We start from the raw sequence: 26,267 nt of genomic DNA, 5'->3' as shown, positions 1-26,267 counted from the left end.
GTGCATGCTGTGAGAGAAATCAAGCAGATCAAAGATCAAATCGAGCAGAATCGGCAACATTTGCGTCGGTTGGTGGAGAAACATGGCATGCATGATGATAAAGTTCTCAAGCAGTCTATGGTGCTGGATGAACTGATTAATAAATATATTCGACTAAGAGAGAAACACTAATTTGTTAACGCTCTTATCTTCCTCTGTAATCCACCTATAGGTGGACCTACTTATCAACCCAGTTGTGGACGCTAGAGCGGTGTTCTCCCTGCTATGCTTAAAGCATCAAATCAAGCAAATTACAGGGGGAACAACGTATGACGACGAGCATGTGGGTTCAGATGATCATCATGTTTGCGGTTTTAGTATTCACTTCAATTGGACGAAAGCCAGTACGTTATTATCGGTTATTGCTGCCTTTCGTTATTATGGGTTATTATGCAGTCAAATTCCTTAAAGACATGACTTTTACAGGCAATAATGTGCTGTTTTTGTTGGTGGCCGTGATTGTAGGGGCATTGTTCGGAATGATTGTGCTGGGAATAACGCGTATGGAATTCGATGCGACGGCAGGTAAGTGGTATACCCGAGTGGGGATAGGTAGTGTGGTCGTCTGGGCGGTGGCATTCCTGCTACGCATCATTCCGGTGGAATGGATTACGCATCATCCGCAGCAAGCATACCAGTATGCAAATGAGCATCAATTGGATCTTCAGAATATCGGTCCTGCATTTATATTAATGACCGCAGCTATGGTTTTGGTGCGTGTAGCAGGGATTCTAATCCGCTCCAGAGCGAGCAAAGTACAGCATACGATTGGAACATAATTTATAATGTGTTTCTGTCTTTAGTCTTTGCGTAAAGGGACTTCCATTTTCTCATGAGTACGATATGTAGTTTAATGTGATTGGAATATATCTATATGCTGTAGTTGTGACGATTTTCACGGATTAATGCAAAATGCTATGTTATGAAAGTATTGTTATGTAAGAAAACATTTTATTTTGCAAAGGAATAAAATATGAATTTTTTGGCAATGTATCCTAAAATGTTTTAAAAAGAGGGGGTGCATGCTGTGAGAGAACCGAAGCAGATTAGAGACCAAATCGAACAAAACAGGCATGAGTTAAGTCGTTTGGCGGAATATCATGGCATGCAAGACTACAAAGTCCTTCAACAATCGATGGTATTGGACGAGTTAATTAATGAATATAATCGCTTCAAATATAAAAAACACTTTATGAAAAGACAGCCGATTGCATAATGCAGTCGGTTTTTTTATGTAATAGAAGAGTAGTCGACTGTAGCCATACAGTCGGCTTTTTTGCGTTTCGTCGAAACCTGGGCTTCAATCTTGAAATTCCGTACCAATCCCATGGTTGGCAGGATAGCCAACGATCATTAAAACTGGATATGATGAACCCCAGTTATATCCAGATTGATCTGTGAAGGGGGATCATACAATGATCGGGAGAGGGAGGGATGAACGGAAATGATGGACAAGGTACTGGGTTATTTCGGAAGAAATATGAATCTGCGCACCAAGCTGCTTCTGTTGTTCCTGGCGTTGACCTTGCTGCCGCTAAGCTTGCAGGGAGTGGTTAATTACCTGCATTTCTCGCAGACGATTGATCGCAAGACGGAGCAGTTCACCATTGATATTGTCCGCCAGATTAATACCAATCTGAATCGGCTGCTCAAGGACTTCGAACGTTTGTCGCTCTTGCCGCTCTATGATCAGATGGTGCTTGGCATTCTGGGCAAATACAATGCTCCGATGGGATCGGGTACATGGGCGCGGTCCGATGATTATCTGAAAATGAAGCTCTACACGTCCGGTCAAGCGTATGACCGACCGGAAATTCGTGGCGTCCATCTGATCAGCAACAGCGGCATTTTGTTCTCCAATCTGGATTCGCTGGCAGTGAATCCGGTATGGGACAGCAGGCAGGATGACTGGTTTGCAGAGCTTAACGGCTCGGAAGGGGAATGGCGTCTGCTTCCTCCACACGAACCAAGCTATTACACGGGCAGTCGTGAAGAGCCGTATATATCGGTTGCCCGTGAGATACGTGATCCGGGTACACTCCAGCGACTGGGGTATATTCTGATCGACATCCGGCTGGAAGCCTTCGGCCAACTCTTATCCAATCTGAATTTCGAGCAAAATGCGAGCCTGATGATTGTCGACAGCAAGCAGCGTCTCCTGTTCGAACGCACCTCAGCCGGAGGTCTGTCCGCATACGACCAACTGTTAAAACATGGCCAGCTTCAAGGATACGCAGGCAACCAGAAGGTTGTCCTTGAGGGGAAGCCCTATCTCTACGTACAGCACCATTCCAGCTATTCAGGACTTTCGGTGATCAGCCTTACACCTATTGCCGTTATTCAGAAGGAGTCGGGCGAGATGCTCACGTTTACGTTTGGATTCGCTGTGTTATGTATGGCGGCCGTAGCAGTTCTCGCGGTGTTCTTATCCTATCGCATAACGAGGCCGCTAATTCGACTGAAGCACAATATGATTCGGGTAGAGCAGGGAGACTTTAGCCAGCGCGTAGCGCACTTTAGCAATGATGAGTTCGGACAGATTAGCCGGGGTTTTAACCGGATGATGGAAGAGATCAATAGATTATTCAACGAGGTATTTCTGTTGGGCATTCAAGAGCGAGAGGCAGAGTTGTCAGCATTGCAGAGCCAGATCAATCCCCATTTTATATACAACACATTGGAGTCCATCAACATGATGGCGGTCCGCCAGAAGCACGCTGAGGTGTCTGATATGGTGACGGCACTTGGCAAGCTGCTGCGTTATACGATTGATAAGGTGGACCGGAGGGTTCCGCTTCAGGAAGAACTGGCGTTTGTACAATCCTATGTACGCATTCAACAGGTACGTTATGACGGCAAGCTGAAGGTAATCTATGACATCGATGAAGCCATTACAGAGTGTCTGATTCCTAAGCTGGTATTGCAACCGCTGGTGGAGAACGCTGTCTACCATGGCATTGAAGGGCAGGCGGATGGCGGGGGGATCTGGGTATCTGCATTGAAATTCGATGATGAGCTGCTGATTATTGTGCGTGACAATGGCAAAGGCATGGCTCAGGCGGAGATTGATGAATTAAATGAATCCATTGCTCGGCAGCCTTCCAATGAGGCATTGCGTTGTCATGCCGGGGACAGGCTGGGACTTAACAATATCTCTCAAAGGCTCCGCCTCATGTATGGAGAAGGCAGCGGCCTGAGCGTCGATGGCAGTCCCGGGCAGGGCCTGGCGGTGACGATATCCATTCAACTTCAACCGAAAGGGGAATGAAGCGCATGTATAAAGTATTGCTTGTGGAGGATGAGACGGTCATCCGTCAGGGACTGAGAGAGCTGATTGTACAGGCGGCTCCTCAGTTCGAGGTAACAGGTGAAGCTTCGAGCGGAGCCGAGGCACTGGATTTTCTGAGATGTGAAGTACCTGATGTGTTGATCACGGATATTCGCATGCGTGAAATGGACGGGCTGACACTCGTATCCAAAGCAAGAGATATGTACCCTGATCTGCTGATGATCATCATTAGCGGGTACGGAGAGTTTGAATATGCACGCAGGGCGATGGAATACGGGGTATTGAACTATCTGCTGAAGCCGATTGAACGACATGAACTGGCATTATGCATCCAAAAAATTCAATTGCTGCTGGATCGCAGGTATGGCATTTCAACCCTTCCAGTCACTGAGCCATCTGGGAAAGCAGAGCACTCCGGCGGAGATACGCGGAAGATTATCCGAGATGTGAAGGAGCACATCAAGCAGCACCCCGATGGGGATCTGCGACTTCAGACCATAGCAGCTCTGGTTCATCTGAACCCCACCTATCTAAGCCAACTGTTCAAGAACGAAACAGGAACCAATTACTCCGAATACATCGCTGAGGCTCGTATGGAACGGGCCAAGTGGCTGCTGGTTAACACAGGGCTCAAAATCTATGATGTTGCAAGGTTATCCGGGCATCAGAGTCCTAAGCACTTCATGCTGGTATTCAAGCAGCAGGTGGGATCGACAGCAGGGGAATATCGTGACCGATTCAGTAGTTCTTGAAAAACCATACCATTTCTGTAATTGACGTGATTTATGAGCGGCCGATACCTTCGTTATACTTTGGTTGCACATGTATACCACTAAGTCCATAAGGGGGATTTTCATGAAAAAAGCAGGACTGATATTGATACTCTTACTCATGATGATTGCTTCAATCGGGTGCACAAGCTCCAATTCCGGAAGTGATCCTGGGCAAGCAGCCGGGGAGAATGGAGAGGTTGAGCTGAAATTCATGATGTGGGGCAATCAGGCACATATGGATGTATACAACAAGCTGATCGATGGCTTCACGCAGGAAAATCCAGGCATCAAGGTGACGATGGAATCCGTACCTTTCGCGGAATATCAGCAAAAAATTTCGGTGCTTGCCGCTGGCGGCTCTCTCCCGGATATCGCATGGGTATCGGAGCGGATGGTGCCACAATTCAAATCCAATCACATCCTGGCCGATGTATCCGAGTTCAAGGACGATGCACAGTTCAAGCTGGATGATTATATACCAAGCACATTGGATTTGTTCCGTGATGGAGATCAGCTGCTGGGGCTTCCTTTTTCTACACCTCCGGTGGTCATGTTCTACAATAAAACGCTGTTCGACAAAGCAGGCCTGACCGACCCGAATACACTTGCCAGCCAAGGGCAATGGACATGGGAACAGTTCGAGAAGTCCGCTAAGGCGATCACCAGCAAGGAGGCGACCAACCGGATCTATGGCGCTAACTTTTTTCGCGACTGGAAGACCTGGGCTGTGCTCTCCTCGTATTCCTGGTCCAATGGCAGCGGCCCGTTCGACGAAGGCATGACGAAATTCACCTGGAACGATGCCTATGGCGTACAGACCTTTGAACTGCTGGAGCGCATGATGTTCACCGATGAATCGCATCCAAAAGCAGGCGAGCAGGTCAGTTTCGATGCTGGCAATGTGGGCATGTTCTTCGATAACTACAGCTATGTTTCCAAAGCCAGAGAAATTACGGATTTTGAATGGAGTATCGCTCCCATGCCTTCCGGTTCACAGGGCAGCGTACCGATGCTGGGGCAGGCTGGATATGCCAGGTTCAACGACAGCAAACATCCGGAGGAAACCAAGAAGCTATTGAAGTATTTTGCCAGCGAGCAGGGCATTCAGGCGACGGCCACCTATTTTGTGCCTCCGCGTACCTCTGTGCTGAACTCCGATGCGTTCATTAATCAGCCGAATAATCCGAGCAAGGAGCATATTGTGCAGGCGGTGATTAATGAAATGCCAAAAGCGCGCTTGATTCCAGGTCATATCCGTTGGCAGGATATTGACAATGCGGTGTTGCAGGGATTTGACCGACTGTTCGCCCGTTCAGCGACACCCGAGGATAATCTGAAGCAAATGCAGGAAGAGGTCCAAAGCGTGCTGCAACAATAAATAATCTTATAGAAACAGGAGGTGAGCATGATGGGCAAATTCAAGGAATTGCTTGATCGGAAATCCCTGTCACTTGTGGTCAGCTTACCCGAGAACGATCTATCTTTGGCCCGGGCAGCAATTGAAGAGGGCGCTGATGCACTGAAGGTGCATTATAATGTCGGTCATCGCGCCAGCGGGAATCATTTTGGTCCACTGGACAACTATGCCGAAGTTTTTCAGGCGATCCGTAGCGAGTTTGGCGGCCCGCTTGGGGTCGTACCATCCGGTAGTATAGATGGAGCACGGAGGGAGGACGTGGAGCGCCTCTCCGGGCTGGGTTTCGACTTCTATTCCATCTATGCACATCACTTGCCGTCCTTCATGCTGGATGACCTGGGGTTGGACCCTACGTTTGCGATCAACGACGAATATGAACCTTCAATCGTAACGTCAGCGGCTCATTACGGCTTCACCGCCCTGGAGGCATCCATTGTGCCTGGGAATGAATATGGTACACCGCTAAGCTTTGCGGACGTGCTCAAGTATCGCCGTCTGGTCTTACAGGCGCAAATTCCGGTATTGGTTCCTTCTCAGCGTAAGCTGGTGCCGGAGGATGTTCGGGTGCTGCACGATACCGGAGTCAAGGCGATCATGCTTGGAGCGGTCGTAACGGGCAGAGCGGAGGAGCAGCTGCGAAGGGCTGTTAACGCCTTCCGTAATGCGGTGGACAATCTGAACCGTCCAGACTAGAGGGAAGAAATTTGATAAAGGGGAGGGCCTGACTGTGACCCATTCACGCAAGCGTACAGGAAGAGGTCCGCTCGCCAGAGAGGCCCAGATCGCGGGATGGCTGTTTGTATCGCCCATGGTGCTCGGGTTTACCCTGCTGCTGCTGTTTCCCATGGGTCTCGCGCTATACATGAGCCTGACCGACTGGCCGCTGCTGGGGGATCATCATTTTATTGGACTGGAGAATTACCGGAATGTGATGACAGACGCCATGTTCTGGAAGGTGCTTGCCAATACAGTCTATTTCACTGCGGGGCTTGTGCCGCTTAACATTGTGCTTGCTCTACTGCTCGCGTTGCTGCTATCCAGAAGTTTGCGCGGCATCGGGATTTTTCGAACAGCCATCTTCGTTCCGGTCATGACCTCGCTGATTGTATGGTCCATCGTATGGAAACTGATGTATGCGACAGAGTCGGGACTGATCAATCAGCTTCTGTTAATGATAGGCATCAAGGGTCCGGCCTGGCTCTACAATCAGGATCTGGCGATGCCTGCGGTTATTGTGACGAGTGTACTGAAAAATGTGGGGCTGAATATGGTGCTGTTCATTGCAGCCATTCAGCAGGTGCCGCGTTCACTTTACGAAGCGGCAACACTGGACGGCGCGGGCAGAAGGGGAACTTTCTTTCACGTCACGCTGCCCATGATTACGCCAACGGTGTTTCTAACCATGGTCATGACCGTGATTGGCTCGCTTAAGGTGTTTGGACAGATCTACGTCATGACACAGGGAGGGCCGAGCAACAGCACGAAGGTATTGGTCTATTACATTTGGGAAAAAGCATTCAAATTATTTCAGTTCGGCTACGCCTCTTCGCTTGCGTATGTGTTGTTCTTTATCGTGCTAATCCTGACACTGCTGCAATGGCAGCTTCGAAAGAGGTGGGTATTCAATGAAGGCGATGCCTAATCCTTCGATTCGCAAGACAGGCAGTGCCCTGGGGACGTACTTGCTTTTGACACTGATCTCGCTGATCATGCTTGTTCCATTTATCTGGATGATATCGACGTCATTCAAGGAACCTCAGAGCATATTTACCTATCCACCACAGTGGATACCGGATACCTTCCGATTTCAGAACTACATCGATGTTTTTCGATTAATTCCGTTTCACCGTTTTTATTTTAACAGTGTATATATTGCTGCTGTGGTTGTGCTGGGTACGGTGTTCTTTGCATCTCTCGCCGGGTACGCATTTGCCAAAATTCCGTTCAAGGGACGTAATGTGGTATTTCTCATCCTGCTGAGTGCGATGATGATTCCCCATGAGGTGACGGCAATCCCGATGTTTCTGTTCATGCGGCAGCTGGGGTGGATTGATACACATCTTCCGCTGATTTTATTGCCGATCTTTGGGGCGGGCGGTGTGTTTGGCATCTTTGTGATGAGGCAGTTCTTCATTACGGTACCCACCGAGCTGGAAGAAGCGGCGATGATTGACGGTTGCAACCGCTTCCGGATCTATGCGCGAATTATGCTTCCGATTGCCAAGCCCGGTATGGCTACGCTGACGATCTTTACTTTTGTGACGATCTGGAATGAGTTTTTCGATCCGTTGATTTTCATTAACTCGCGAGAACTGATGACGCTGCCGCTGGGGTTATCCTTGTTCACGGATGAAGTGGGTACAGCCTGGCAATATCTGATGAGTGCCACCGTCATGGCGACCCTGCCGCTGCTAATTGTCTTTTTCCTGGCACAACGGCGCTTCATTGAGGGAGTTGCCATGACAGGACTGAAAGAGTAGTCCATGTAATAGAACGGAAGGAGTGATAAACTTGAGTGAACGGACGAGTATGAAAAAGGAAGAAGCGGATGTGGTTATTGTGGGAGGAGGTCCGGCGGGAATAGCAGCAGCCATTGCTGCTGGACGACAAGGTGTTCGAACAGTGCTGGTGGAGCGGTACGGGTTCGTTGGTGGAATGTCGACTGCCGCTATGGTGTACCCCTGGATGACCTTCCATACGGAGAGTGGTGAGCAGGTGATTCGAGGCATCGCCCAGGAAATCGTTGACCGACTGCAGGCGCGCGGCGGCTCTCCGGGGCATCTTCGGGATACGGTTGGATTTGTGCATACTGTTACGCCTTACCATCCGGCGATCTATCAGGTGGTTGCGGCGGAGATGCTGCAGGAGGCGGGTGTCCGGTTGTTATTGCACAGCTTCGTGGATGAAGTGGTTATGGTGGATGATCGGGTAAAAGCGGTACGCCTGACGAACAAGTCTGGTCGAATGGAGCTCCAAGCGAACGTATTCGTGGATGCCAGCGGTGATGCGGATGCGGCGTATCTTGCGGGCGCTTCTGTTGCAAAGGGGCGAGATGGCGATCACCAGTCACAGCCGATGACCATGAAATTCCGAATGCGTGGTGTGGACCTTGGACGAGTGAAGCAATACATGCAGGAGCACCCGGAGGATTTCTTTGCCAAAACCCCTTTCTCCGAACTGGACAGTATTCCGTTAACCGGGGTGAGCGGCTTCTATTCCCAATGGAAAAAAGCAGGTGTACCGATTAATCGTGATCAGGTATTGTTTTTTACCGGACCGGCTGAAGATGAAGTATTGATTAACTGCACCCGGGTGCAGGGGTTGGATGCTACAGATGCAGAGGATCTGACCTCTGCTGAACAGGAAGGCAGGAAACAGGTGCTGATGATCGCTGAGTTTCTGCAGCGTGACGTGCCTGGATTCGAGCGGGCTTCGATCTCAGCGGTAGCACCGCAGATCGGTATCCGTGAATCCAGGCGAATCATCGGACACTATGCATTGACCAAGGACGATGTGGTTGCAGGGAAAAAGTTTGACGATGTAATCGCCAGAAGTGGCTATCCGATTGATATTCATGATCCCTCCGGTCAAGGCGTCGTAGCGGCTTTTATAGAAGGAGACGGAGCATACGATATTCCGTACCGCTCTCTGATTTCCCGAAATATTCGCAATCTGCTGGCGGCAGGTCGTTGCATCTCCACCACACATGAGGCCCATGCAACGACAAGGCTGACTCCAAGCTGCATGGCTACGGGGCAGGCGGCGGGAACAGCAGCAGCTTTAGCTGTTCAGATGAAGCTAGATCCGTTGGAGCTGCCGGTAGCGGTGCTGCAAAAGGAACTACGCCGTAACGGAGCAGCGATTTGAGGAATGATTCCTGTGCGAGCAGACTATCATGAAATCTAAAGAAGACTCCAAAACCACTATTGAAGTGGAGCTGGAGTCTTTGGGTTGTAATGGAAGCATCGGTCATCCGATCATCAAGTCATTCGTGCTTCAAGCCGCCGTGCCACAATGGACAACGTGTAGTTGATGACGAAGTACAATACGGCTGCGAGCAGCAGGGCAGGGATGACGTAGTCGAAGCTCTGACCACCGAGGATCTGCACATTGTGCATCAGCTCCGGCAGGGAGATGATGATCGCTAGTGAAGTATCCTTCAGCAAAGAGATGAACTGACTCACCATCGGTGGCGACATGCGCCGCAAAGCCTGGGGCATGATGATGCCGCCAAGTGTCTGCATGTAGCTCAGGCCGGAGGAGCGGGCGGCTTCCACCTGTCCGCGTTCGATCGATTTGAGTCCGCTGCGGACAATCTCTGCGATCATGGCGCCTTCAAACAGACTTAGTCCAACAACCGTGGACCAGAAGACGGACATTTTGATCCCGAGCTGGGGAAGTACGATATGAATGAAGAAAATGATCAACAGCAGCGGCAGATTGCGGATCGTATCCACGATGACGGCCACAATCTGTGACAGGACCGGAATCCGGGTGTATCGAACGGTACCGAGCACGGTGCCGAGAACAAAGCTGAATACAATCGACAACCCTGCCACTTGCAGGGTAATCAGGAATCCGTGCAACAGGAAACGAAGGTTGGGCCAGGCGTAGGCCCCGCTAAAGTCCATAGATCATCGGCCTCCTTCTGTGAGTAGGACAAGATTTAGAGTGGATGTCTGTTTTACATGGTGACCTGGCCCGTTGGTTTGGTCTTTTTTGGTTTGCCTTTGGTACGGCTGGCGTCAGCATCACTTTGTCCGAAACGGCGCTCCATATAGTGAACCAGGAAGCTGAGCGGTAAAGTCAACACCAGGTAGAACAGTGCAACAATGGTGTAGACGCTGAGCGGCAGGAACGTATCCGAGTTGATCAGATCGGCAAAATACATCAGATCCATGCCAGCCACGACCGCTAGGATGGATGAGTTTTTGACCAGATTGATAAACTGGTTGCCAAGGGACGGCAATACAATCTTGATCGCTTGTGGCAAAATGATCAGGTTCATGGCCTGTACGTAGGACAGACCGGAAGATCTCGCAGCCTCTAACTGCCCGCGAGGGACCGTCTGAATACCCGCTCGAATCGCTTCGGCAATGAAAGCAGCCGTATAGATGGTCAGACCGAGTGTACCCGAGATGAATCCATCCAGTGAAATGCCGAGTGCCGGCAATCCGAGATAGAAGAAGAACACGACAAGCAGCAGCGGGATGTTACGGATAAACTCCACAAAAGCCGTGCCGATCCAGTTGAGCGGTTTGATGGGGGATATCCGAAAGATAGCCAAGATTGCACCCAGAATAAAGCTGCCAATCAAGGCCATGATGCTCACCTGAATGGTGTTGAGGAACCCTTCCAGAAATCGATCCGAATGTTTGATCAGTACGCTGAAGTCCAATTTGCCCATGTAGGCGAAGCCTCCGTTCTCCAGATGTAGAAGCGGCGATTGCGTCCTGCTCATGCATTGCATATCACAGGCGAAGTCGCCACTTAACCATCATTAATCGGGGTTACTCTGGCTTGCTGCCCAGCCATTTTTCATGCAACGTATCATATTCACCGCTGTCCTTCAGGTTTTTGAGCAGGCTGTTTACTTCTTCGACGAAGGCTGTGTCGCCTTTACGAATTGCTATGCCGTAAGGTTCACTCGTGAAATTGCCACCAACCAGCTTGTAGTTGTTATCCGTCTGCTGCATGCCGATCAGGATGATGTTATCGGTCGTCAGAGCTTCGCCTTTACCCGCTTTGAGGGCTGTGAAGGCATCCTGATAGTTATCGAATTCCAGCACCTCGGCGTCCGGGGCTTTTTCGCGAATGTTTTGCGCAGAAGTCGAGCCTTTGACGGCAAGTACCTTCACACCGCTGAGACTTTCGAGACCTGTAATTGCGCTGTCGTTTTTCACAAGCAGGGACTGCCCGGCTTCAAAATAGACATCACTGAAATCCACTTGTTCCTTGCGTTCATCTGTAATCGTCATCGTTGCGATGATGAGATCAATGTCGCCGTTTTGCAGCATCGGAATGCGCGTTTTGGACGTTACTTCCTTCAGTTCTACCTTCGTTTCGTCTCCAAGAATCTGTTTGGCGAGTGCTTTGGCGATATCAATATCGAATCCTTCGACTTCGCCACTTGCGGGGTCCTTCAAACCGAACAATTTGGTGTCGTATTTCACGCCGGCAATGAGCTTGCCACGCTCTTTAATCTGTTCAATCGTGCCTTTGGCTTCGGTACTCCCACCAGAACCACCGCTGTTGCTACTTTCCTCTCCAGTGCTACAACCGGACAAGACAAGGGATAGAATCAAGACAAGCATAAACGACGGCCACTTTAATACATTTTTCATTTGGTAAAGACCCCTTTCAAAATGGATTATTCTCAGTGGTGAATCAGACGACTCAGGAATTGCTTGGCCCGTTCTTCTCTCGGGTTGTCGAAAAATTCAGCGGCGGAGGCTGCTTCCACAATTCGGCCTTCATCCATAAAGATGACTCGGTCTGCGACCTCGCGGGCGAATCCCATCTCATGTGTAACAACGACCATTGTCATCCCGTTATGTGCAAGAGACCGCATGACATCCAGAACTTCCCCGATCATTTCGGGATCTAGTGCAGAAGTGGGTTCGTCAAAAAGCATGATTTTGGGCTCCATGGCAAGACCTCTTGCAATGGCTACCCGCTGCTGTTGTCCACCGGACAACTGGGAAGGATAACTGTCTGCCTTGTCGGCAATGCCAACCCGGGTCAAATACTTCATCGCCGTAGAGGCTGCCTGTGCTTTGGGCTGTTTACGCACCTTCATGGGTGCAAGGGTAATGTTATCGATGACTTTTTTGTGAGGGTAGAGATTGAAGTGTTGAAATACCATGCCGATGTCACGGCGGAAGAGGTTGATGTCCACCTTTTTCTGATGTAAAGGGACACCACTGACGATAAGTTCACCTTCGGTAATCGTCTCCAGACGATTGATGCAGCGGAGCAATGTACTTTTGCCTGAGCCGGAAGGGCCGATAATGACAACGACTTCTCCTTCTTCAATGTGAAGATGAATATCTTTTAGGACATGAAAATGGCCAAAATGCTTCTGGACACCCCTAAATTCAATCAAGAGACCCCATCCTTTCTGCAACGTCTGTTTGTAAAAGGAATAATAAGGAATAAATTGAAACTAGTTATTTAATCATACATACTCATCCTGCTAAAGGCAATTGGTTTGTGATAAAACATGACATAAGTAATGGGTTTTATAGGGCTATAGCCAGTAATTATGTTATATATTTGTTATATTGCTAGCCTCTTTGTGACGAATCCTGACAGAAAAATGAATCCATTCTCCTAGTTGTTTTACAACCATTGGAATAGATGTATAGAGTATACTGGAAGGGATGTTTACTTTATGACTCTGATCATAAAAACAAATAACATCAAATTCTGAATCGTACATGGCAAAAAAGCTCAACCTTATGCCCTATGGCATTGATATGATGGAGCGAGAATGCGCTTTCCAGTAAGTAATGCAATATTAAAAACAGTCCGATCCAATTATAGGTAGAGAGGATGTTCTGAACGATGAATACATATTACTCCCCACTGGGTACAGGAGAAGGTGTTGAATCCCATACGAAAGCTTATGAAGTGAGTTTACCTGTCATCCCTGCACGGGATTTTCAGATTACGGATTATGGTGCGGTAGGGGATGGCTTGACCGATAATACCGAGATGTTTCGACTGGCTATAGCAGCTTGTGCAGAAGCGGGCGGTGGCCGAATTGTCATTCCGGCGGGTGTTTGGTTAACGGGTCCGATTGTTCTCCGCAGTCGAATTGAGCTTCATGTTCAGGCGGGTGCTCTGGTTACGTTCAGCCGTAATTTCGATCAATATCCCCTGATTGCGTCCAGCTTCGAAGGTTGGCAGGCAGTGCGGTGTCAGTCGCCTATTGATGGTGAGCAGTTGGAGGATATTGCGATCACGGGTGAGGGGATTTGGGATGGCGGTGGAGAGGCATGGCGTCCGGTGAAACGATCCAAGATGACGGCCTCGCAGTGGAATCGACTGGTTTCTTCGGGCGGTGTGGTGGAGCAGACTGGCGGAGACGAAGCCATTTGGTGGCCCTCGACTTCTGCTCTTGAAGGCGGTGCGATTGCGAATCGTCTGCATCTGGAGCAAGTGTGTGATGTGGCTGCTTATGACGAAGTCAGAGACTTTTTGCGTCCTAACATGGTCAGCTTGCGTCAATGTAAACGAGTGCTTTTGGACGGACCGACGTTCCAGAACTCGCCTGCATGGAATCTGCACCCCTGGGCATCCGAGCATGTCACGATTCGTAACGTGAGTGTGCGGAATCCATGGTTTTCTCAGAATGGTGATGGGCTGGACATCGAATCCTGCCGTCATGTCGTTGTGGAGCAGAGTGTATTCGATGTTGGTGATGATGCGATCTGCCTGAAATCTGGCAAGGATGCAGAAGGTCGTGAACTCGGTCTGCCCTCGGAATATATTACGATCCGCAATTGCACCGTGTATCACGGTCATGGCGGTTTTGTCATTGGCAGTGAAATGTCTGGTGGTGTGCGGCATGTCCGGGTCTCGGACTGTACGTTTATTGGAACGGATATTGGGCTTCGCTTTAAAAGCGCGCGTGGGCGCGGCGGGGTCGTTGAGGATATTCAGGTGGAGCGCATTTATATGAAAGATATCATTATGGAAGCTATTTCGTTTTCCTTTTTCTATGCCAATCAGGAGGGTTCCGCTCGTGGTAGCGACTTGACTCAGGAGGTCAGTGAGGAGACTCCGGTGTTCCGGGATATTCGGATATCGGATGTGGTCTGTGCAGGAGCGGAAACCGCGTTATTGGTGAGTGGACTGCCGGAAATGCCTCTGGATGGTTTGGTCATTCAGGGATATACGGTGACGGCTCGTAATGGGGTGCAATGCGCTCATGCGAAGCACCTGCGAATCGCCGAAATGAACGCACATATTACCGAAGGATCGTTAATTCATTTGCATCAGTGTAAGGGTGCGGAATTGGAAGCGATTGAGGGTGTAGGCGCGGACGGTCGGCTTCTGATGGTGACAGGACATGAATCGGCAGGAATCGTATGCCGGGAAAGTGATGCAGATACAGAGGGACGCCAAATCTCCATTGGTCCTGAGGTAAGAAGTGGTGTAATTATCCGCAGGTAAGAAGGGTTCGACTTAGTATACGCTTAGCATATCACCGCGGGCATCTCCTGGCGCGCGGTGTCATGATAGGGTGTCATATGACAGGTGTCCGGCTTCGCCAGTCGCTTCCAAGATCTATCGATGTTCTTTGCGATAGCGAAGCGGCGTGGTCCCGGTCACCTGTTTAAACGTTTTATTAAAATGGGCTGTATGCTCAAATCCTACCTTCTCCGCAATCATTTGCACCCGTTCCTGAGTGGAGAGTAAACGTCTCTGTGCCTCCCGAACCCGGGTAACACGTAAATATTCACTGAAGCGAAATCCGGTAAAACGGCTGAACATCCGGCTCAAATAGGATGGACTGATATAAAATCGCGCTGCGGCCTCTTCCAACGTAAGAGGCTCGGTATAATGATTGTTCACATAAGTGACGATCTCACTGATCTTATCCTGCATGGGATGATGCGGGGCCGGAGAGGATTGCCGAGTATCTTCTTCAACCCGGTGGATCTGAATCAGGATCTGGGCAAGCAGGCTTCTCACCACGATGTCATAATGAGGTCGGCGCTCCCTGCATTCTTGCAGCATCTGCCATAGCATTCGTTCGATCTCGGGCTGTTCCGCATCAGGAAAGTGCAGCAGCCTTGAACGATCGAAGGGAAGCAGACCACATATTCCAAGCTCCATCCCGGTGGCAAAAGAAGGAGAGAATCCGATCAGGATTCGTTCAAAGCCGGGAATACTTCCTTTGGACGTCGTATGTACATCATGGGGATTGATCAGGATCAAATCACCTTTGCGGGCGGTAAGAAGCTGACCATTCATGGAATAGACGCGTTCTCCTTCAAGCAGATAATACAGTTCATAAAAAGGGTGGGCGTGAGGCTGTGGCATGGCGTTCCCTTCGTGTCTGCTCATGTGTTCAATGGTGAATGAACTCTCGCCAATTCGATATTTGGGTCCAATCCGATCCTCTATAACACTCATAACACGTCTCCCCTCTGCGCCAGCTGATTTACGGTTAATATCCATATCATAACGGAAAATCCAGTTTGTTGTAAACGCTATCATTTGAATAGGGGTCCGACCAGACGAAATGAATAGCATACGGGTGGAATGATTTTCGGCAAGCTTATATATGCTGTAAAGGTGACAAAAGTCTATTCATGTTTTACAGTAGGGGGAGTGAGACTAACCTCTGGATAGGGGTGTCTCCAATTCGATTTGGAAGGAAGGAAACAGAATATGACGACACATGAATTATCGCCACTCGTTGCTGCATTGAATATGCAGCCGCACGTTGAAGGCGGTTGGTATAAGGAAGAATGGAAGGCATCGTACCAAATTCCACAATCCGTACTGCCGGATACATACTCAGGCCCTCGATTCTCGGCAAGTTCGACGTACTTCCTGCTGCACTCCCATGAAGTCTCGGAATGGCATACCGTTTTGTCCGATGAGCTTTGGTTGTGGCATAGCGGCAGTCCAGTAGAATTGAAATTGGGCGGCAACGGGGAAAACCCCGAAAATGAAGAAGTGCTCGTGTTGGGTATGGATATTGCTGCGGGGCAATCGCCGCAGGTACTCGTTCCAGCCGGAGTATGGCAAACTGCACGTCCGCTGGGTGATGAGCCTGTACTGGTAACGTGTGTTGTAGCACCAGGTTTCCATTTTGATGATTTCAAACTGGTTTCCAAAGGCTAATATAACTATAAATGAATAAGCAAAATCCCGATCCAGGTGCGTGTGCGTCCAGATCGGGATTTTTTGATGTTTTCTAGCTTGATTATATATTGAGGTTAGAAGTTAAAATTGTCCGGATCGGAACCAAAGCGCTTATTCTCGTTCAATTGATTGATGCGCTCGATTTCTTCCGTGGTCAACTCAAAGTCATACAGGTCCGCATTATCGCGGATGCGCTGTGGTGTAACGGATTTAGGTATGGTCACAATGCCATTTTGCAGATCCCAACGCAGAATGACCTGTGCCGGTGACTTGCTGTACTTGGCAGCGATGTCCTGAAGAAGCGGATGCTCCAGCAGATGTCCCTGACCCAGTGGAGACCAGGCTTCAATCTGGATCTGATGTTTGCTGCAATACTCCCGTAGCTCCGTTTGAATCAATAGCGGATGCAGTTCCACCTGATTCACAGCAGGTTTAATGGTGGCATCGGTCATCAGGTCCTCCAGATGGTGAATCTGGAAGTTACTTACCCCAATGGCGCGGATGCGTCCTTCCTTATGCAGCTTCTCCAGCGCTCTCCAGGTATCCTTGTACTTGCCTTTGACAGGCCAGTGGATCAGATAGAGATCCAGATATTCCAGTTCGAGTCGTTCCATGCTTGCTTCAAAAGCCGCCAGTGTGGATTCATAACCTTGATCCCCGTTCCACACTTTGGTGGTAATGAACAGATCCTCGCGGGCGATTCCGGATTCACGAATACCCTGAGCTACGCCGGTTTCGTTGTTATACGCTTTTGCTGTATCGATACTGCGATAACCTGCCTGGATAGCCATTTTGACGGCTTCAACCACTTCTTCTCCATCTTTAACTTTGAATACACCAAAACCCAGCCAAGGCATTTTGACTCCGTTATAAAGTGTCGTTGTGTCCTGCACGTGTTTCATGGTCCGAAATTCCTCCTCTGATTCATTCATTATTCCATTATGTAATTACCCTGTTGACCGCCGGCCAATCCTAAATGGAGGGCCGTCTGTATTGATTATACTAAAACCTTTTTGGTAATGGAAAAGAATACGACCATTTCGATAGGAAAAACCCCTCTTTTATCCTTTTTCGCCAGCCAGAGGTTTGGTTTTGACGCTTACGGGTGATAAGATGAAGTATACGAAATATGGAAACCGAAGCTTTCCTATGGAAGCAATCACATGAAGAACAGAAGAGCACGGGAAAGTTGGGTGTTATTGAACCCGTGTGATTAACGATAAAGGAGTAAGAATACAATGGCTAAACCTAAACAAACCAAAAAAGCAGCAGCTTGGTCTCTCGTTATTATGGGAGCGGGATTTGCCGCATCATTGCCGTTTCAAGGCGGTGTAGTAGGCAAACTGCTGGTAGGGTCATTTGAAGCGGGATTGGTAGGTGGACTTGCGGATTGGTTCGCCGTAACAGCGTTGTTCCGTCATCCACTGGGTATTCCGATTCCCCATACGGCTTTGCTGCCTAAGAATCGGGACAAATTGACTGAAGGCCTTGTCTCCGCGGTGGAAAACAACTTGCTGAACAAGGATAGCATCACCGAGAAAATTGCGGGCTTCAAGGCGGCAGAAATCGTTCTGGATACCATGACAAGGGAACTTCACAACGATGGAGTCAAAACCATGATCGATACGCTCTGCAAACGAATCCTTGCAGGCCTGCCGTTGGAGCAGATTGCTCCACTGGTTGCGGGCGAGATCAAATCACAGGCGGGAGCCTTCGACCTGGGTCCGATTCTGGAACGGGCTTCGATCCAGATGAGTGAGCGTGGTTATGATGCCAAAGCACTGGACTATGGTCTGAAGCAGGCAGAGGAATGGCTGGTGAAGCCGGAGACGATCATGTTTTTGGGTGAAAGCGGCCTAAAGGCAATCAGTGGTATCCAGATGAACGGATTAATGCAATTTGCGATGAATGCGTTCATGGGTTATCTGAACGAGGAGCGTCTGGGCAGTATTTTGCAAGGATATCTGTTTGACCGGGTGGAGGACATGAAGCGGGAGGGTAGCGCTCTTCGTTACAAAGTGCTAGATCTGTTGCGAACCCAGGCTATCCGGCTGGCGATGAGTGAAAGTGTGCAGGATGGAGTCAACGGCTGGAAAAACAACATGCTGGATGGATGGAACGCAGAGGAAACCGTGCTGAACAAACTCACTGAATTGAGGGAAAAGGCGCTCGCTGCAATGGAAGATGGCCAGTATGTGGAGACGTTTGCTCTACCCGCGATTGAGCGGGTATTGTCTGATTTGCGGTCAGACGATGCTTTATTGGCTGGATTGAATGCAAAGATTGTGGAAGGTGTAACGACGCTGCTGGAGAAAAACCATTCCAAAATCGGCAACCTCGTACGCGAAAATGTCGACAAAATGGATAATGCCTCACTGATCTCCTTGATTGAGGATAAGGTAGGACAGGATCTGCAGTGGATTCGGATTAACGGTGCTGTTACCGGATTTATAATCGGGATTGCACTGACCGCCCTGCGGATGGTATTGGAGTAACTCATTGATAATGGCAAGATTAGGGCCGCTCTCTGGAGCAGGCTCTTTTTTTGTCTGGGCAAATGATAAATAGAGAAATGATGCAAAAACAGTTGAATTGGGTAATGTACACCCGAATGCTCTATTGGAATCATTTAGGAACAAAGTTACATAAAAACGATGCCAACAGCCGATGTGATCATGTTGATTTTGTACTATGATGCAGATAACAGAAGAAAAGAGTGGGTATACGAATATATTTAATGATAAAGAAAAGGTGATTGATATGAAGTTGGAGCGACGACTCGCATGTATATTTTTTTTGACCATACTATCTACTTTCATTTTGGGAGGGTGTCAGAACATGAAGGAAAGTGAAAAACAGGCCTATTTTAAAGAAGCCGAAGCGGAAGCCGTAAAATATCTGAAAAATAAATATGAACTGGATGTCGTGATCACAAATAAAGAGCTGTTACCTGAGATGGCGCTTGATTCTATTGCTATGGAAGGGCATGTGGTTGAACATGAAGAGCAAGAATTTACGATCTCGTACGACTATGAGGATAAAAAAATCAAAAACTTTGGCATGAGTCCAGCAATTAAGGAAGCAATTATAGCTAAGGGGTATGATCCGTTTAACAAATAAATCATAATTCAGGATTGATTTTCTTGGAGGTGCAACGGTTGTGAGTAAATCACCAAAAATTGATGATGAAACATACAACAAGATGTCTGAATTAGCTTACGAGAATCTGAAATCAGGTATTGAGTTTGACAATCTTCCCGGATGGCAAGTTCTTGAGGACACTCATGGAAATAAAAAATCGGGTTTTGATGCGGTGACCTTCTACAATCCTGAGACCAAACAGGCGGTTATCGCATATCGGGGCACAGAGGGAAGTGCATCGTTGGATCGCAGTGCCCCTGATTATTACGCGGATGCACAAATCGGTTTGCCTGAGCTTGGCAGAAAAATTGAACAAAGTACTGACCTTACGCCAGATTGGTTAGCTAATGGAATCCAGAAGGTAAGAGATGTGACCGGAATCACTAAAGTCGAGAATGTTGTGGGAGAACTGGATAAAAAGCTGGATAAGACAATCGGGCTGGGTCCCAACCAAATGTATGAAGCGGAAGATTACGCCAAAGATATGCAGAAAAAATATAAGGATTTGGATTTTTCGCTAACAGGGCATTCGCTTGGAGGGGGCAATGCCCAGTATGCGGCCGCATACACGGGACTTTCCGCGGTGACGTTCAGCGCGCCATCCGTGATTTCCAGCCTCACGCCAGAGGCGAAACGAAAGGCTGAAGAGGGTGGGTTTGATAGCCAAATCATTAACTACGGACATCCCGGAGATTTTGTAACCAGCGGATTTTTTGGTGGATATGATCGTCATGTAGGTTCCATGTATTACATCAATTCCAACTACAAGGATATGAATGATGACATGGGCATGTTCGATAAAATCAGTAATACCTTTGGTGGTGAAGAGTATCACGGTTTGAAACAGTACAAATTCGAGAATGGCTATATTTCCAACGATCTATACGATCCGGTTACGGGCGAGCAAATCAGTTATTCACCACGTCAGCCATCCAATGTCCTGTCTGATCTCGTAGCATTCATGCGGAACCTGGGTGGGCAAGCAGGCAACCTTGCAAGAGGTATGGCCGCAGCAGCAGGAGCATCTGGCCTGATTCAGGTAACGCCCGAAGAACTCAAAAGTGTCGCTGCCCGGTGGAAGCAAAATGCACAACAGTGTAATGCAGAGTTGAATACGGTACGGAGCCGAATGGCGCAATACCTGCATTCCAGCCGTAGTCGCAGACTTGAGCCTATCGTCACTCATTTGGATGCGTCTATTAACGAATTGAGCACATGGCATATGAAGCATACGAGTCAATTCTTGAACTTTATCGAAGAGAAGGCGGAAGCATTCCGTCAAGCGGATGAGAGTCAGGTCAGTTTTAAATAGAATTTTGCGTGAAGGGCCTGGCGATTGGCACTTACATAAGGGAGGGAACACGAGTGAGCGGACAATTGCTGGTAGAGCTGAATGATCTTCGGATTGCTGAAAAAGAATTGACCCAGCTGCTTGCCCGTCTCCAGGCAGATGAGCAGGAGGCAAGAAGCCTATACAACCGTCTCGACGATTGGAAGGGACAATCGGCCGATTATACAAGGCAGCAGATCGAAGCGTTTTTCGCGGGTCTGTCTGGACGAATACAGTCGATTGAACAGCAGAAGAAGAGCTTGCTGCAATATATTGAAATCATGATCCAGACGGATCAGGGACGGTAGGAAAGAGTCGTAAGGGACGCTGCTCTTAACCAGTGAATGTAAGCATGATTTTGAAATCGAAGTTAGCGTATGCATACAGATATCAAAAAGGAGCCTCGGCACATCGGGAAAGATCCCGTATGCCAAAGGCTCCTTTCTTTTTTTGTCTACATACAAGACTGACTGTATCTTAACTCTTAACGTTTTTTGCGGCGTGTTGCCAGAGCAATACCCAGGAAGGACAGGATCAACGCCAGAATGGATACGATCAGTGTTGCCTGTTGCAGCTTCAATGTGCCTGGGTCTGAATCCGTGTTGTTTGGCTCACCAGTAACGGTGTCGTTCAGCGCGTCACCCAGTGTGGTATCGTCGTTTGCCTTCTTATCATCGCCCGTTGCTGCTTTATCATCATGGCCAGCATTGCCGGCTGTGCCTGCACTATCATGACCTCCGCCTGCAGCAGCATTACCTTCAGCAGCAGGATCTTGGCTGATAGCCGTAATACTGTGCGGGTTGCTGTCACTTGGTCCGCCTGTCCATTCCACGATGCTGCCATCGCTATAATACTGGAACGCATCCCAAGCTACTTCCGTTTCGGCATCCGGATTCTGAGCTACGAAGTTGAACTGCTGGAATTGACCAGCCAGAATTCCTTCGTTATCTCCGTCTACTTCCCAAGTGATTGATGTTACTTCATTGGAATCATTTTTTTCGGTAGTGATTTTCCAGCCTGACAGTGGTTGGTATTGCTTGAATGCAACGCCTTGCGGTACTTTCAGCGTGATCTTAGTGGTAGGCAGCTCTTTTTCGGATGGAATCTTGATGCTATACGTCTGCCATGCACCTGTTTGTGCTACGGTTGGGTTAACGGTAACGTGTGCGCTGGCGAATCCCGCGAACAGCATCAGCGCAGCGGCTCCAGCCGTGAGGCTGGATGTCAGTTTGGAAGTCCATGATGTTTTCTTCAAAATAATTTACCCCTCTCAATTCTTCTAATATATAAGCTCAACTAAAGAATATTTACACTAGCCACTACAATGACAGAACAACCTTCTGATCGCTGTTATCCCCAGATTTTTTGATCCTCTTCTTCAAAGGGGAAAATCCGGGGATAAAGGCGAACGCTTCGCTTCTCCAGGTTTTTTCTGTCCTCTCCGTTATTGTGTAAATGTTTAGTTGAACATATAAGGCCAATCATTAATCGGCTATACCTACGGATTAGCGGTGTCGATCTCAAATTCGGTATCCAGCGAATCCAGAGATCGGGTTAGCAGATGAACCTTGATGTTCCAGCGTCCTGGCATGGAGATATATTCTTCTGCTTCGTATACGCCAGTATCATTTTTCGGAATCGTGATCTCGTAAATGCCCATATCCATATCCAGGTGGGTCAGTGACAATGTGATCTGTTCCAGATCGTTGACTGTACTGCCGTCCGGTTTCTTCACGTCGACCTTGAACTGATTCTCTCCGGTACGATTGGGACTTACCTGAAGCGTAATTGTAGTCCCGTCATCCTTAGTCTGCACTTCTTTATAGGGTCCTACGGCTGCTGGTTGTCCGGGAGACAGGTGTGTCAGCACGGCGGCCAACGCAAGCACGACGGCTCCAGCAATCAGTTCGGCCTTCAGGCTGCCAGCGAGTCGGTTGCCGCTGCTTGCACGTGCCATTCTGGCATGACGCCAGGCCAATAGAAGCATCGCCACAAGCAAGACAACTTTAGCGATAAGCACGAGACCATACGCCGTTGTGAACAAAGACGTAAGGATAGGTGCAGGCAAAATGATCAGGCTGCTGTATATCCCCGTAGCGACGAGAGCAGCAACAGCGCCGATGCCCCAAGCTGTAAATCGTCGGATCGCCGTCCAGTAGACCTCACCTCGCACCGTGGAAGGCAGTTTATCCGCGAGCGGAGGCAGACACGCAGCCATGGCAGTTAGAGCCCCGATCCAGAAAGCGGCTCCGATCAGATGAACGAAGTCCATTGCAATGGCGAGCGCGCGATGTTCTGCTGCAGCTGGATGTCCTGTCATGGCATGGGTGAACAACCAGCCAAGAACGAGGACCAGTGATCCGTATGATGACCAGATACGGATACGCAGCGAGCGATCCCGGTCATATCCGGAGAGGATGGTAACCGCCAGCAGCATCACAATAAGCATCTGTACCATCCAGATCTGCCCAAATGACGTCAATTTGAGTGCGCTGCCCATCAGTGCCCAGCTGAACTCCCCGATGGAGACGCCTGATTCATACAACGTGTTCAGGGGCAGACTGATCAGAGCGGCAACAGAAGCGGCGCCATAACTGATCCATAACAACTTGTAGCTCCTTGGCACTTCCAGTGGTTCTCTCGCCATGGAAGCTGGTGCAATTCGGAACAGCAGGAAAGCAAGTGTGCCCAGAATCACAGACAACCCCAGGTATTGAATCCAGTCTGTCAGCGACAAAATCCATTTTAACGGTCCGCCAACCTGGCCTGAACCTGAGGTTAAATCAGCGAGACCAGCAGGAGCGCCAGATGGTTCCCCAATATGAAACACATAGGCTCCCTGAATAGGGTGACCATCAGCAGATACGGCTTTCCAATTCACGGCGTAGGTTCCGTTTCCAAGTCCGGTCCGCAGTCCGGTCTCCAGAATATGAGGGCGATCTTCATCGACGTGCACATTGCCGTCATCTGCCTGTGTTCCGTCAGGTCCGGTGATTTTAATATCAAAAAAGGCCGTCTGTAAAGACTCGTTGAACTCCAGAGTCAGGCGTTCAGGTGCTGTCGCAACAAGTTCATTTTCACCTGGTGAGGCCTGCACAATATAAGCATGGGCGGATGCCCATTGTGGCATAACAAGGCAACACAATAACATCAGGGCGACCATAAGTGCCCAGTGCCGTTTGCCCAATTTCATGGTGAACCTACTCAAAATCAAAAAATCATCACCCTTAGGTCTAGAATTGTAAGTCATTCTTTGTTAACCGAGCACAATCTATACCATTATAACTTTGTCCAAAATAACACTGTATGACTACATTGGGCTATAAAAAAACGAAATGATCGATGGAATTGTGACAAAAACATGAATGTGCCGCTATTTACGCAGCTTACGGCCTGCCAGTCCGCTTTCCAATGCATAGCGGGTTAATTGCACACGATTTTCGAGATGCAGTTTCTGTAAAATATTCTTCAGGTGATTCTTCACTGTTTGATCCGAAATGCCAAGTTGGTCGGCAATCTCACGGTTAGTATATCCCGCAGATACCCATTGCAGGATCTCAAGCTCCCGCGTAGTCAGCGGATTATCGGGTACATCTTCCGTGCGAGGTGCGGGGAACTCCTGAAGGATTCGATAGGCAAGTTCTTTGCTCAGGGGTGCATCATCACTGACGATGGCGCGAAGGTATTCAAGCCAAGTGGACGGAGATAGATTTTTGAGCAAATATCCTTGAGCCCCTTGCTTCAGCGCTTCGAACAGGTACGTGACATCATCCGATACAGTAACCATGACGATAATGACATAAGGAAAGCGCAGTTTAATCTGGCGGGTGGCTTCCAGCCCATCCATATCCGGCATCTGCACGTCCATCAGAATAAGATCGGGCATCCATTGCCCGGTAAGCTCCAGCGCCTCTAGTCCAGTCGAAGCGGTACCAATAACTTCAAACAGGCTGTCCTCGGATAAAATACTGCATATCGCCTCACGCGCATGCGCGTGATCATCGACAACCAATACCCGTACAAGTTCCATATTAAGCATGCCCCTTTCCAATGGTTATTCGAGTGTAACCTGGCCTTGAATCAAGAGCGAAAGACCAGCCCATCTGAGCTGCACGTTCCTTCGTAATTCGCAAGCCGTACCGATCCTTCAGATGCAGTGGATCCCCGCTCACACCAACACCATTATCCTGAACGAAGATGGACCAGACAAAAGGGGTTCCTTCTGCAATCACCCGAATATCTGTGGCCCGGGCATGTTTACGTACATTAAGCAGTGCTTCCCGAATGCAGGCGAGCAGCTCTACCTGCTCCTTTGGGGAGAAGAAGGTGCTGTCGAGATCCCATTCCAGACGCGCCGAAGGAACCGTCTCCTCTATAAGTAATTCTACCTGTGACAACAGGGAAGTTCCCTCCGGTACTGCCGCTTGTCCAGGGACGTAGCGGAGCTGGGCGATGGCCTGCCGTACGTAAGCGTTGACCTCATGTACGGTTTTGCGTATTTCCTGAATTTCATTCTCGTGACCACTTCCAGCCAAACTGCGCTCGGCCTTGTCTGTTTTTACCGACAGGAGAAAAAGAGACTGCGAGATACCATCGTGAAGCTCGCGGGCTAGTTGATCCCGAGCTTCGAGAGCCACTTTGGAAGCACGCTCCTGCTCCAGAGCGGCCCTGGCACTTTCCAGCATCTTAAATAAGCGACTTAGCAAGGTGACACTTATGAGGTACAGGATAAGTGGGGTAAGCCAGTTGCCCGCATCCATGGAAAGGTAAGGCATCAGGAATTGGTGACGGATGTATTCCCAGAGACCAACCGTGAATGTGGGGACCAGCAGAATCATCCATTTAATCTGTTTGTATGACATGAATACAGAACTCCTTTGAGATAAGGTCCATTTATATGTATCCGTTTCAAGGGCTGGCACCATTATAACGCATGCTTGCTTCAGACCCTAGTCTGGCTTTCTTCGGGGGAACCTCGGGTGGATAAGGGAGCATTTAGAAGGATATCTAAGAACAACATGGGGTGAAATTATGTCACGCAGGGTGAGCCTTGGTGAGTACAGATGAGCGGGGCTGTATCCATTTTCCCTATTGGAGAAGGTCCTCTATACTTATATAGAACAGAAATTCATTACAAAAGATGTTAAGGAGTGAACGCAACAACATGAATCAAGAGGTATTGGAACGTCGCAGCGAGTTGCTCAAGAAGAACATTCATCAAATGCTTCTTCAAGACAATCAGCACGGAATCAGTCGTCAGGATAACATGTTTTTGCAGCAGATGATTAAAGAGCTGCATCAGACTTCACATGAGATGAATACCACTCGATAACGCAGAATCTGCACAAGAATGAAGTAATCTCGTGCATGATTCATTCCATGATGAACATGAAA

General features: G+C 48.9%; 27 protein-coding genes. 17 read left to right on the top strand and 10 right to left on the bottom strand.

Annotation, left to right across the window (positions count from 1 at the left end):
- The first annotated feature begins 9 nt into the window (after positions 1–9).
- The 10 genes from AC4PM4_RS23355 (at position 10) to AC4PM4_RS23310 (ending at position 9,385) form a co-directional block, all read left to right on the top strand.
- Complete coding sequence (locus AC4PM4_RS23355; protein ID WP_139295711.1) at positions 10–171, top strand: aspartyl-phosphate phosphatase Spo0E family protein; 162 nt, start codon at positions 10–12, stop codon at positions 169–171.
- Between the two features lie 137 nt (positions 172–308).
- Complete coding sequence (locus AC4PM4_RS23350; protein ID WP_488732187.1) at positions 309–818, top strand: hypothetical protein; 510 nt, start codon at positions 309–311, stop codon at positions 816–818.
- Between the two features lie 248 nt (positions 819–1,066).
- Positions 1,067–1,255, top strand: coding sequence for an aspartyl-phosphate phosphatase Spo0E family protein (locus AC4PM4_RS23345; protein WP_064642743.1), 189 nt, complete (start codon positions 1,067–1,069; stop codon positions 1,253–1,255).
- Positions 1,256–1,483: 228 nt separating this feature from the next.
- Complete coding sequence (locus tag AC4PM4_RS23340; protein WP_491614673.1) at positions 1,484–3,307, top strand: cache domain-containing sensor histidine kinase; 1,824 nt, start codon at positions 1,484–1,486, stop codon at positions 3,305–3,307.
- A 5-nt stretch (positions 3,308–3,312) separates the two neighbouring features.
- Positions 3,313–4,080, top strand: a complete 768-nt coding sequence (locus tag AC4PM4_RS23335) for a response regulator transcription factor (protein ID WP_491614672.1) — start codon at positions 3,313–3,315, stop codon at positions 4,078–4,080.
- Between the two features lie 103 nt (positions 4,081–4,183).
- Positions 4,184–5,479, top strand: coding sequence for an ABC transporter substrate-binding protein (locus AC4PM4_RS23330; RefSeq protein ID WP_491614671.1), 1,296 nt, complete (start codon positions 4,184–4,186; stop codon positions 5,477–5,479).
- A gap of 30 nt (positions 5,480–5,509) precedes the next feature.
- The gene (locus AC4PM4_RS23325; RefSeq protein WP_090954124.1) at positions 5,510–6,211 is read left to right on the top strand and encodes a beta/alpha barrel domain-containing protein; all 702 of its coding nucleotides are present in this window, start codon (positions 5,510–5,512) and stop codon (positions 6,209–6,211) included.
- 34 nt (positions 6,212–6,245) lie between these two features.
- The gene (locus tag AC4PM4_RS23320; RefSeq protein WP_079695868.1) at positions 6,246–7,160 is read left to right on the top strand and encodes a carbohydrate ABC transporter permease; all 915 of its coding nucleotides are present in this window, start codon (positions 6,246–6,248) and stop codon (positions 7,158–7,160) included.
- Positions 7,144–7,998, top strand: a complete 855-nt coding sequence (locus tag AC4PM4_RS23315; protein WP_076290688.1) for a carbohydrate ABC transporter permease — start codon at positions 7,144–7,146, stop codon at positions 7,996–7,998. The genes AC4PM4_RS23320 and AC4PM4_RS23315 overlap by 17 nt, the downstream gene beginning before the upstream one ends.
- 49 nt (positions 7,999–8,047) lie before the next feature.
- On the top strand, positions 8,048–9,385 hold the full coding sequence (locus AC4PM4_RS23310; RefSeq protein ID WP_491614670.1) for an FAD-dependent oxidoreductase: 1,338 nt from the start codon (positions 8,048–8,050) through the stop codon (positions 9,383–9,385).
- A gap of 113 nt (positions 9,386–9,498) precedes the next feature.
- Here the strand turns inward: AC4PM4_RS23310 and AC4PM4_RS23305 are convergent, their stop codons facing one another.
- The 4 genes from AC4PM4_RS23305 to AC4PM4_RS23290 all read right to left on the bottom strand — a co-directional run bounded on the left by AC4PM4_RS23305 (position 9,499) and on the right by AC4PM4_RS23290 (position 12,623).
- Entirely contained in the window at positions 9,499–10,149 is a 651-nt protein-coding gene (locus AC4PM4_RS23305; RefSeq protein ID WP_063566273.1) for an amino acid ABC transporter permease, read from the bottom strand.
- A gap of 53 nt (positions 10,150–10,202) precedes the next feature.
- Positions 10,203–10,925 carry an amino acid ABC transporter permease gene (locus AC4PM4_RS23300; RefSeq protein ID WP_063566272.1) on the bottom strand — a complete coding sequence of 241 codons (723 nt, stop codon included), beginning with the start codon at positions 10,923–10,925 and terminating at the stop codon, positions 10,203–10,205.
- Positions 10,926–11,028: 103 nt separating this feature from the next.
- Positions 11,029–11,862, bottom strand: coding sequence for an ABC transporter substrate-binding protein (locus AC4PM4_RS23295; protein ID WP_063566271.1), 834 nt, complete (start codon positions 11,860–11,862; stop codon positions 11,029–11,031).
- 32 nt (positions 11,863–11,894) lie between these two features.
- Positions 11,895–12,623: an amino acid ABC transporter ATP-binding protein gene (locus tag AC4PM4_RS23290; protein ID WP_063566270.1), complete on the bottom strand. Its 729-nt coding sequence runs from the start codon at positions 12,621–12,623 to the stop codon at positions 11,895–11,897.
- 461 nt (positions 12,624–13,084) lie between these two features.
- On the opposite strand from AC4PM4_RS23290, the gene AC4PM4_RS23285 reads away from it, so the two are divergent.
- Entirely contained in the window at positions 13,085–14,698 is a 1,614-nt protein-coding gene (locus AC4PM4_RS23285; RefSeq protein ID WP_491614669.1) for a glycoside hydrolase family 28 protein, read from the top strand.
- Positions 14,699–14,812: 114 nt separating this feature from the next.
- Here AC4PM4_RS23285 and AC4PM4_RS23280 read toward each other — a convergent pair whose 3' ends face one another.
- Entirely contained in the window at positions 14,813–15,664 is an 852-nt protein-coding gene (locus AC4PM4_RS23280; protein ID WP_063566268.1) for a helix-turn-helix transcriptional regulator, read from the bottom strand.
- 258 nt (positions 15,665–15,922) lie between these two features.
- Here AC4PM4_RS23280 and AC4PM4_RS23275 point away from each other — a divergent pair, with 258 nt between their 5' ends.
- Complete coding sequence (locus AC4PM4_RS23275; RefSeq protein ID WP_063566267.1) at positions 15,923–16,381, top strand: cupin domain-containing protein; 459 nt, start codon at positions 15,923–15,925, stop codon at positions 16,379–16,381.
- Between the two features lie 95 nt (positions 16,382–16,476).
- Here AC4PM4_RS23275 and AC4PM4_RS23270 read toward each other — a convergent pair whose 3' ends face one another.
- The gene (locus AC4PM4_RS23270) at positions 16,477–17,304 is read right to left on the bottom strand and encodes an aldo/keto reductase (RefSeq protein WP_491614668.1); all 828 of its coding nucleotides are present in this window, start codon (positions 17,302–17,304) and stop codon (positions 16,477–16,479) included.
- 336 nt (positions 17,305–17,640) lie between these two features.
- Here AC4PM4_RS23270 and AC4PM4_RS23265 point away from each other — a divergent pair, with 336 nt between their 5' ends.
- From AC4PM4_RS23265 to AC4PM4_RS23250, 4 genes are all read left to right on the top strand, one after another.
- Complete coding sequence (locus tag AC4PM4_RS23265) at positions 17,641–18,897, top strand: DUF445 domain-containing protein (RefSeq protein WP_063566265.1); 1,257 nt, start codon at positions 17,641–17,643, stop codon at positions 18,895–18,897.
- Positions 18,898–19,240: 343 nt separating this feature from the next.
- A complete protein-coding gene (locus AC4PM4_RS23260; protein ID WP_063566264.1) occupies positions 19,241–19,522 on the top strand; it encodes a hypothetical protein in 282 nt (93 codons plus the stop codon).
- Between the two features lie 82 nt (positions 19,523–19,604).
- Positions 19,605–20,855, top strand: a complete 1,251-nt coding sequence (locus AC4PM4_RS23255; RefSeq protein WP_400348592.1) for a Tle-like phospholipase domain-containing protein — start codon at positions 19,605–19,607, stop codon at positions 20,853–20,855.
- 53 nt (positions 20,856–20,908) lie between these two features.
- Positions 20,909–21,181: a hypothetical protein gene (locus tag AC4PM4_RS23250; protein WP_053780102.1), complete on the top strand. Its 273-nt coding sequence runs from the start codon at positions 20,909–20,911 to the stop codon at positions 21,179–21,181.
- A 176-nt stretch (positions 21,182–21,357) separates the two neighbouring features.
- Here the strand turns inward: AC4PM4_RS23250 and AC4PM4_RS23245 are convergent, their stop codons facing one another.
- From AC4PM4_RS23245 to AC4PM4_RS23230, 4 genes are all read right to left on the bottom strand, one after another.
- The gene (locus AC4PM4_RS23245; RefSeq protein ID WP_256338025.1) at positions 21,358–22,128 is read right to left on the bottom strand and encodes a YcnI family copper-binding membrane protein; all 771 of its coding nucleotides are present in this window, start codon (positions 22,126–22,128) and stop codon (positions 21,358–21,360) included.
- Positions 22,129–22,371: 243 nt separating this feature from the next.
- A complete protein-coding gene (locus tag AC4PM4_RS23240) occupies positions 22,372–24,066 on the bottom strand; it encodes a copper resistance CopC/CopD family protein (RefSeq protein WP_491614667.1) in 1,695 nt (564 codons plus the stop codon).
- Between the two features lie 180 nt (positions 24,067–24,246).
- The gene (locus AC4PM4_RS23235) at positions 24,247–24,903 is read right to left on the bottom strand and encodes a response regulator (RefSeq protein WP_063566261.1); all 657 of its coding nucleotides are present in this window, start codon (positions 24,901–24,903) and stop codon (positions 24,247–24,249) included.
- Between the two features lies 1 nt (position 24,904).
- On the bottom strand, positions 24,905–25,735 hold the full coding sequence (locus AC4PM4_RS23230; protein ID WP_072734958.1) for a sensor histidine kinase: 831 nt from the start codon (positions 25,733–25,735) through the stop codon (positions 24,905–24,907).
- 302 nt (positions 25,736–26,037) lie between these two features.
- Between AC4PM4_RS23230 and AC4PM4_RS23225 the strand changes: the two genes are divergently transcribed.
- A complete protein-coding gene (locus tag AC4PM4_RS23225) occupies positions 26,038–26,205 on the top strand; it encodes a hypothetical protein (protein ID WP_162842449.1) in 168 nt (55 codons plus the stop codon).
- The last annotated feature ends 62 nt before the right edge of the window (positions 26,206–26,267 follow it).

The organism is Paenibacillus sp. MDV22-iso6, assembly GCF_058408365.1.
The sequence above is the reverse complement of the archived record's forward strand: the minus strand, read 5'-3'. Positions and strand labels throughout refer to the sequence as shown.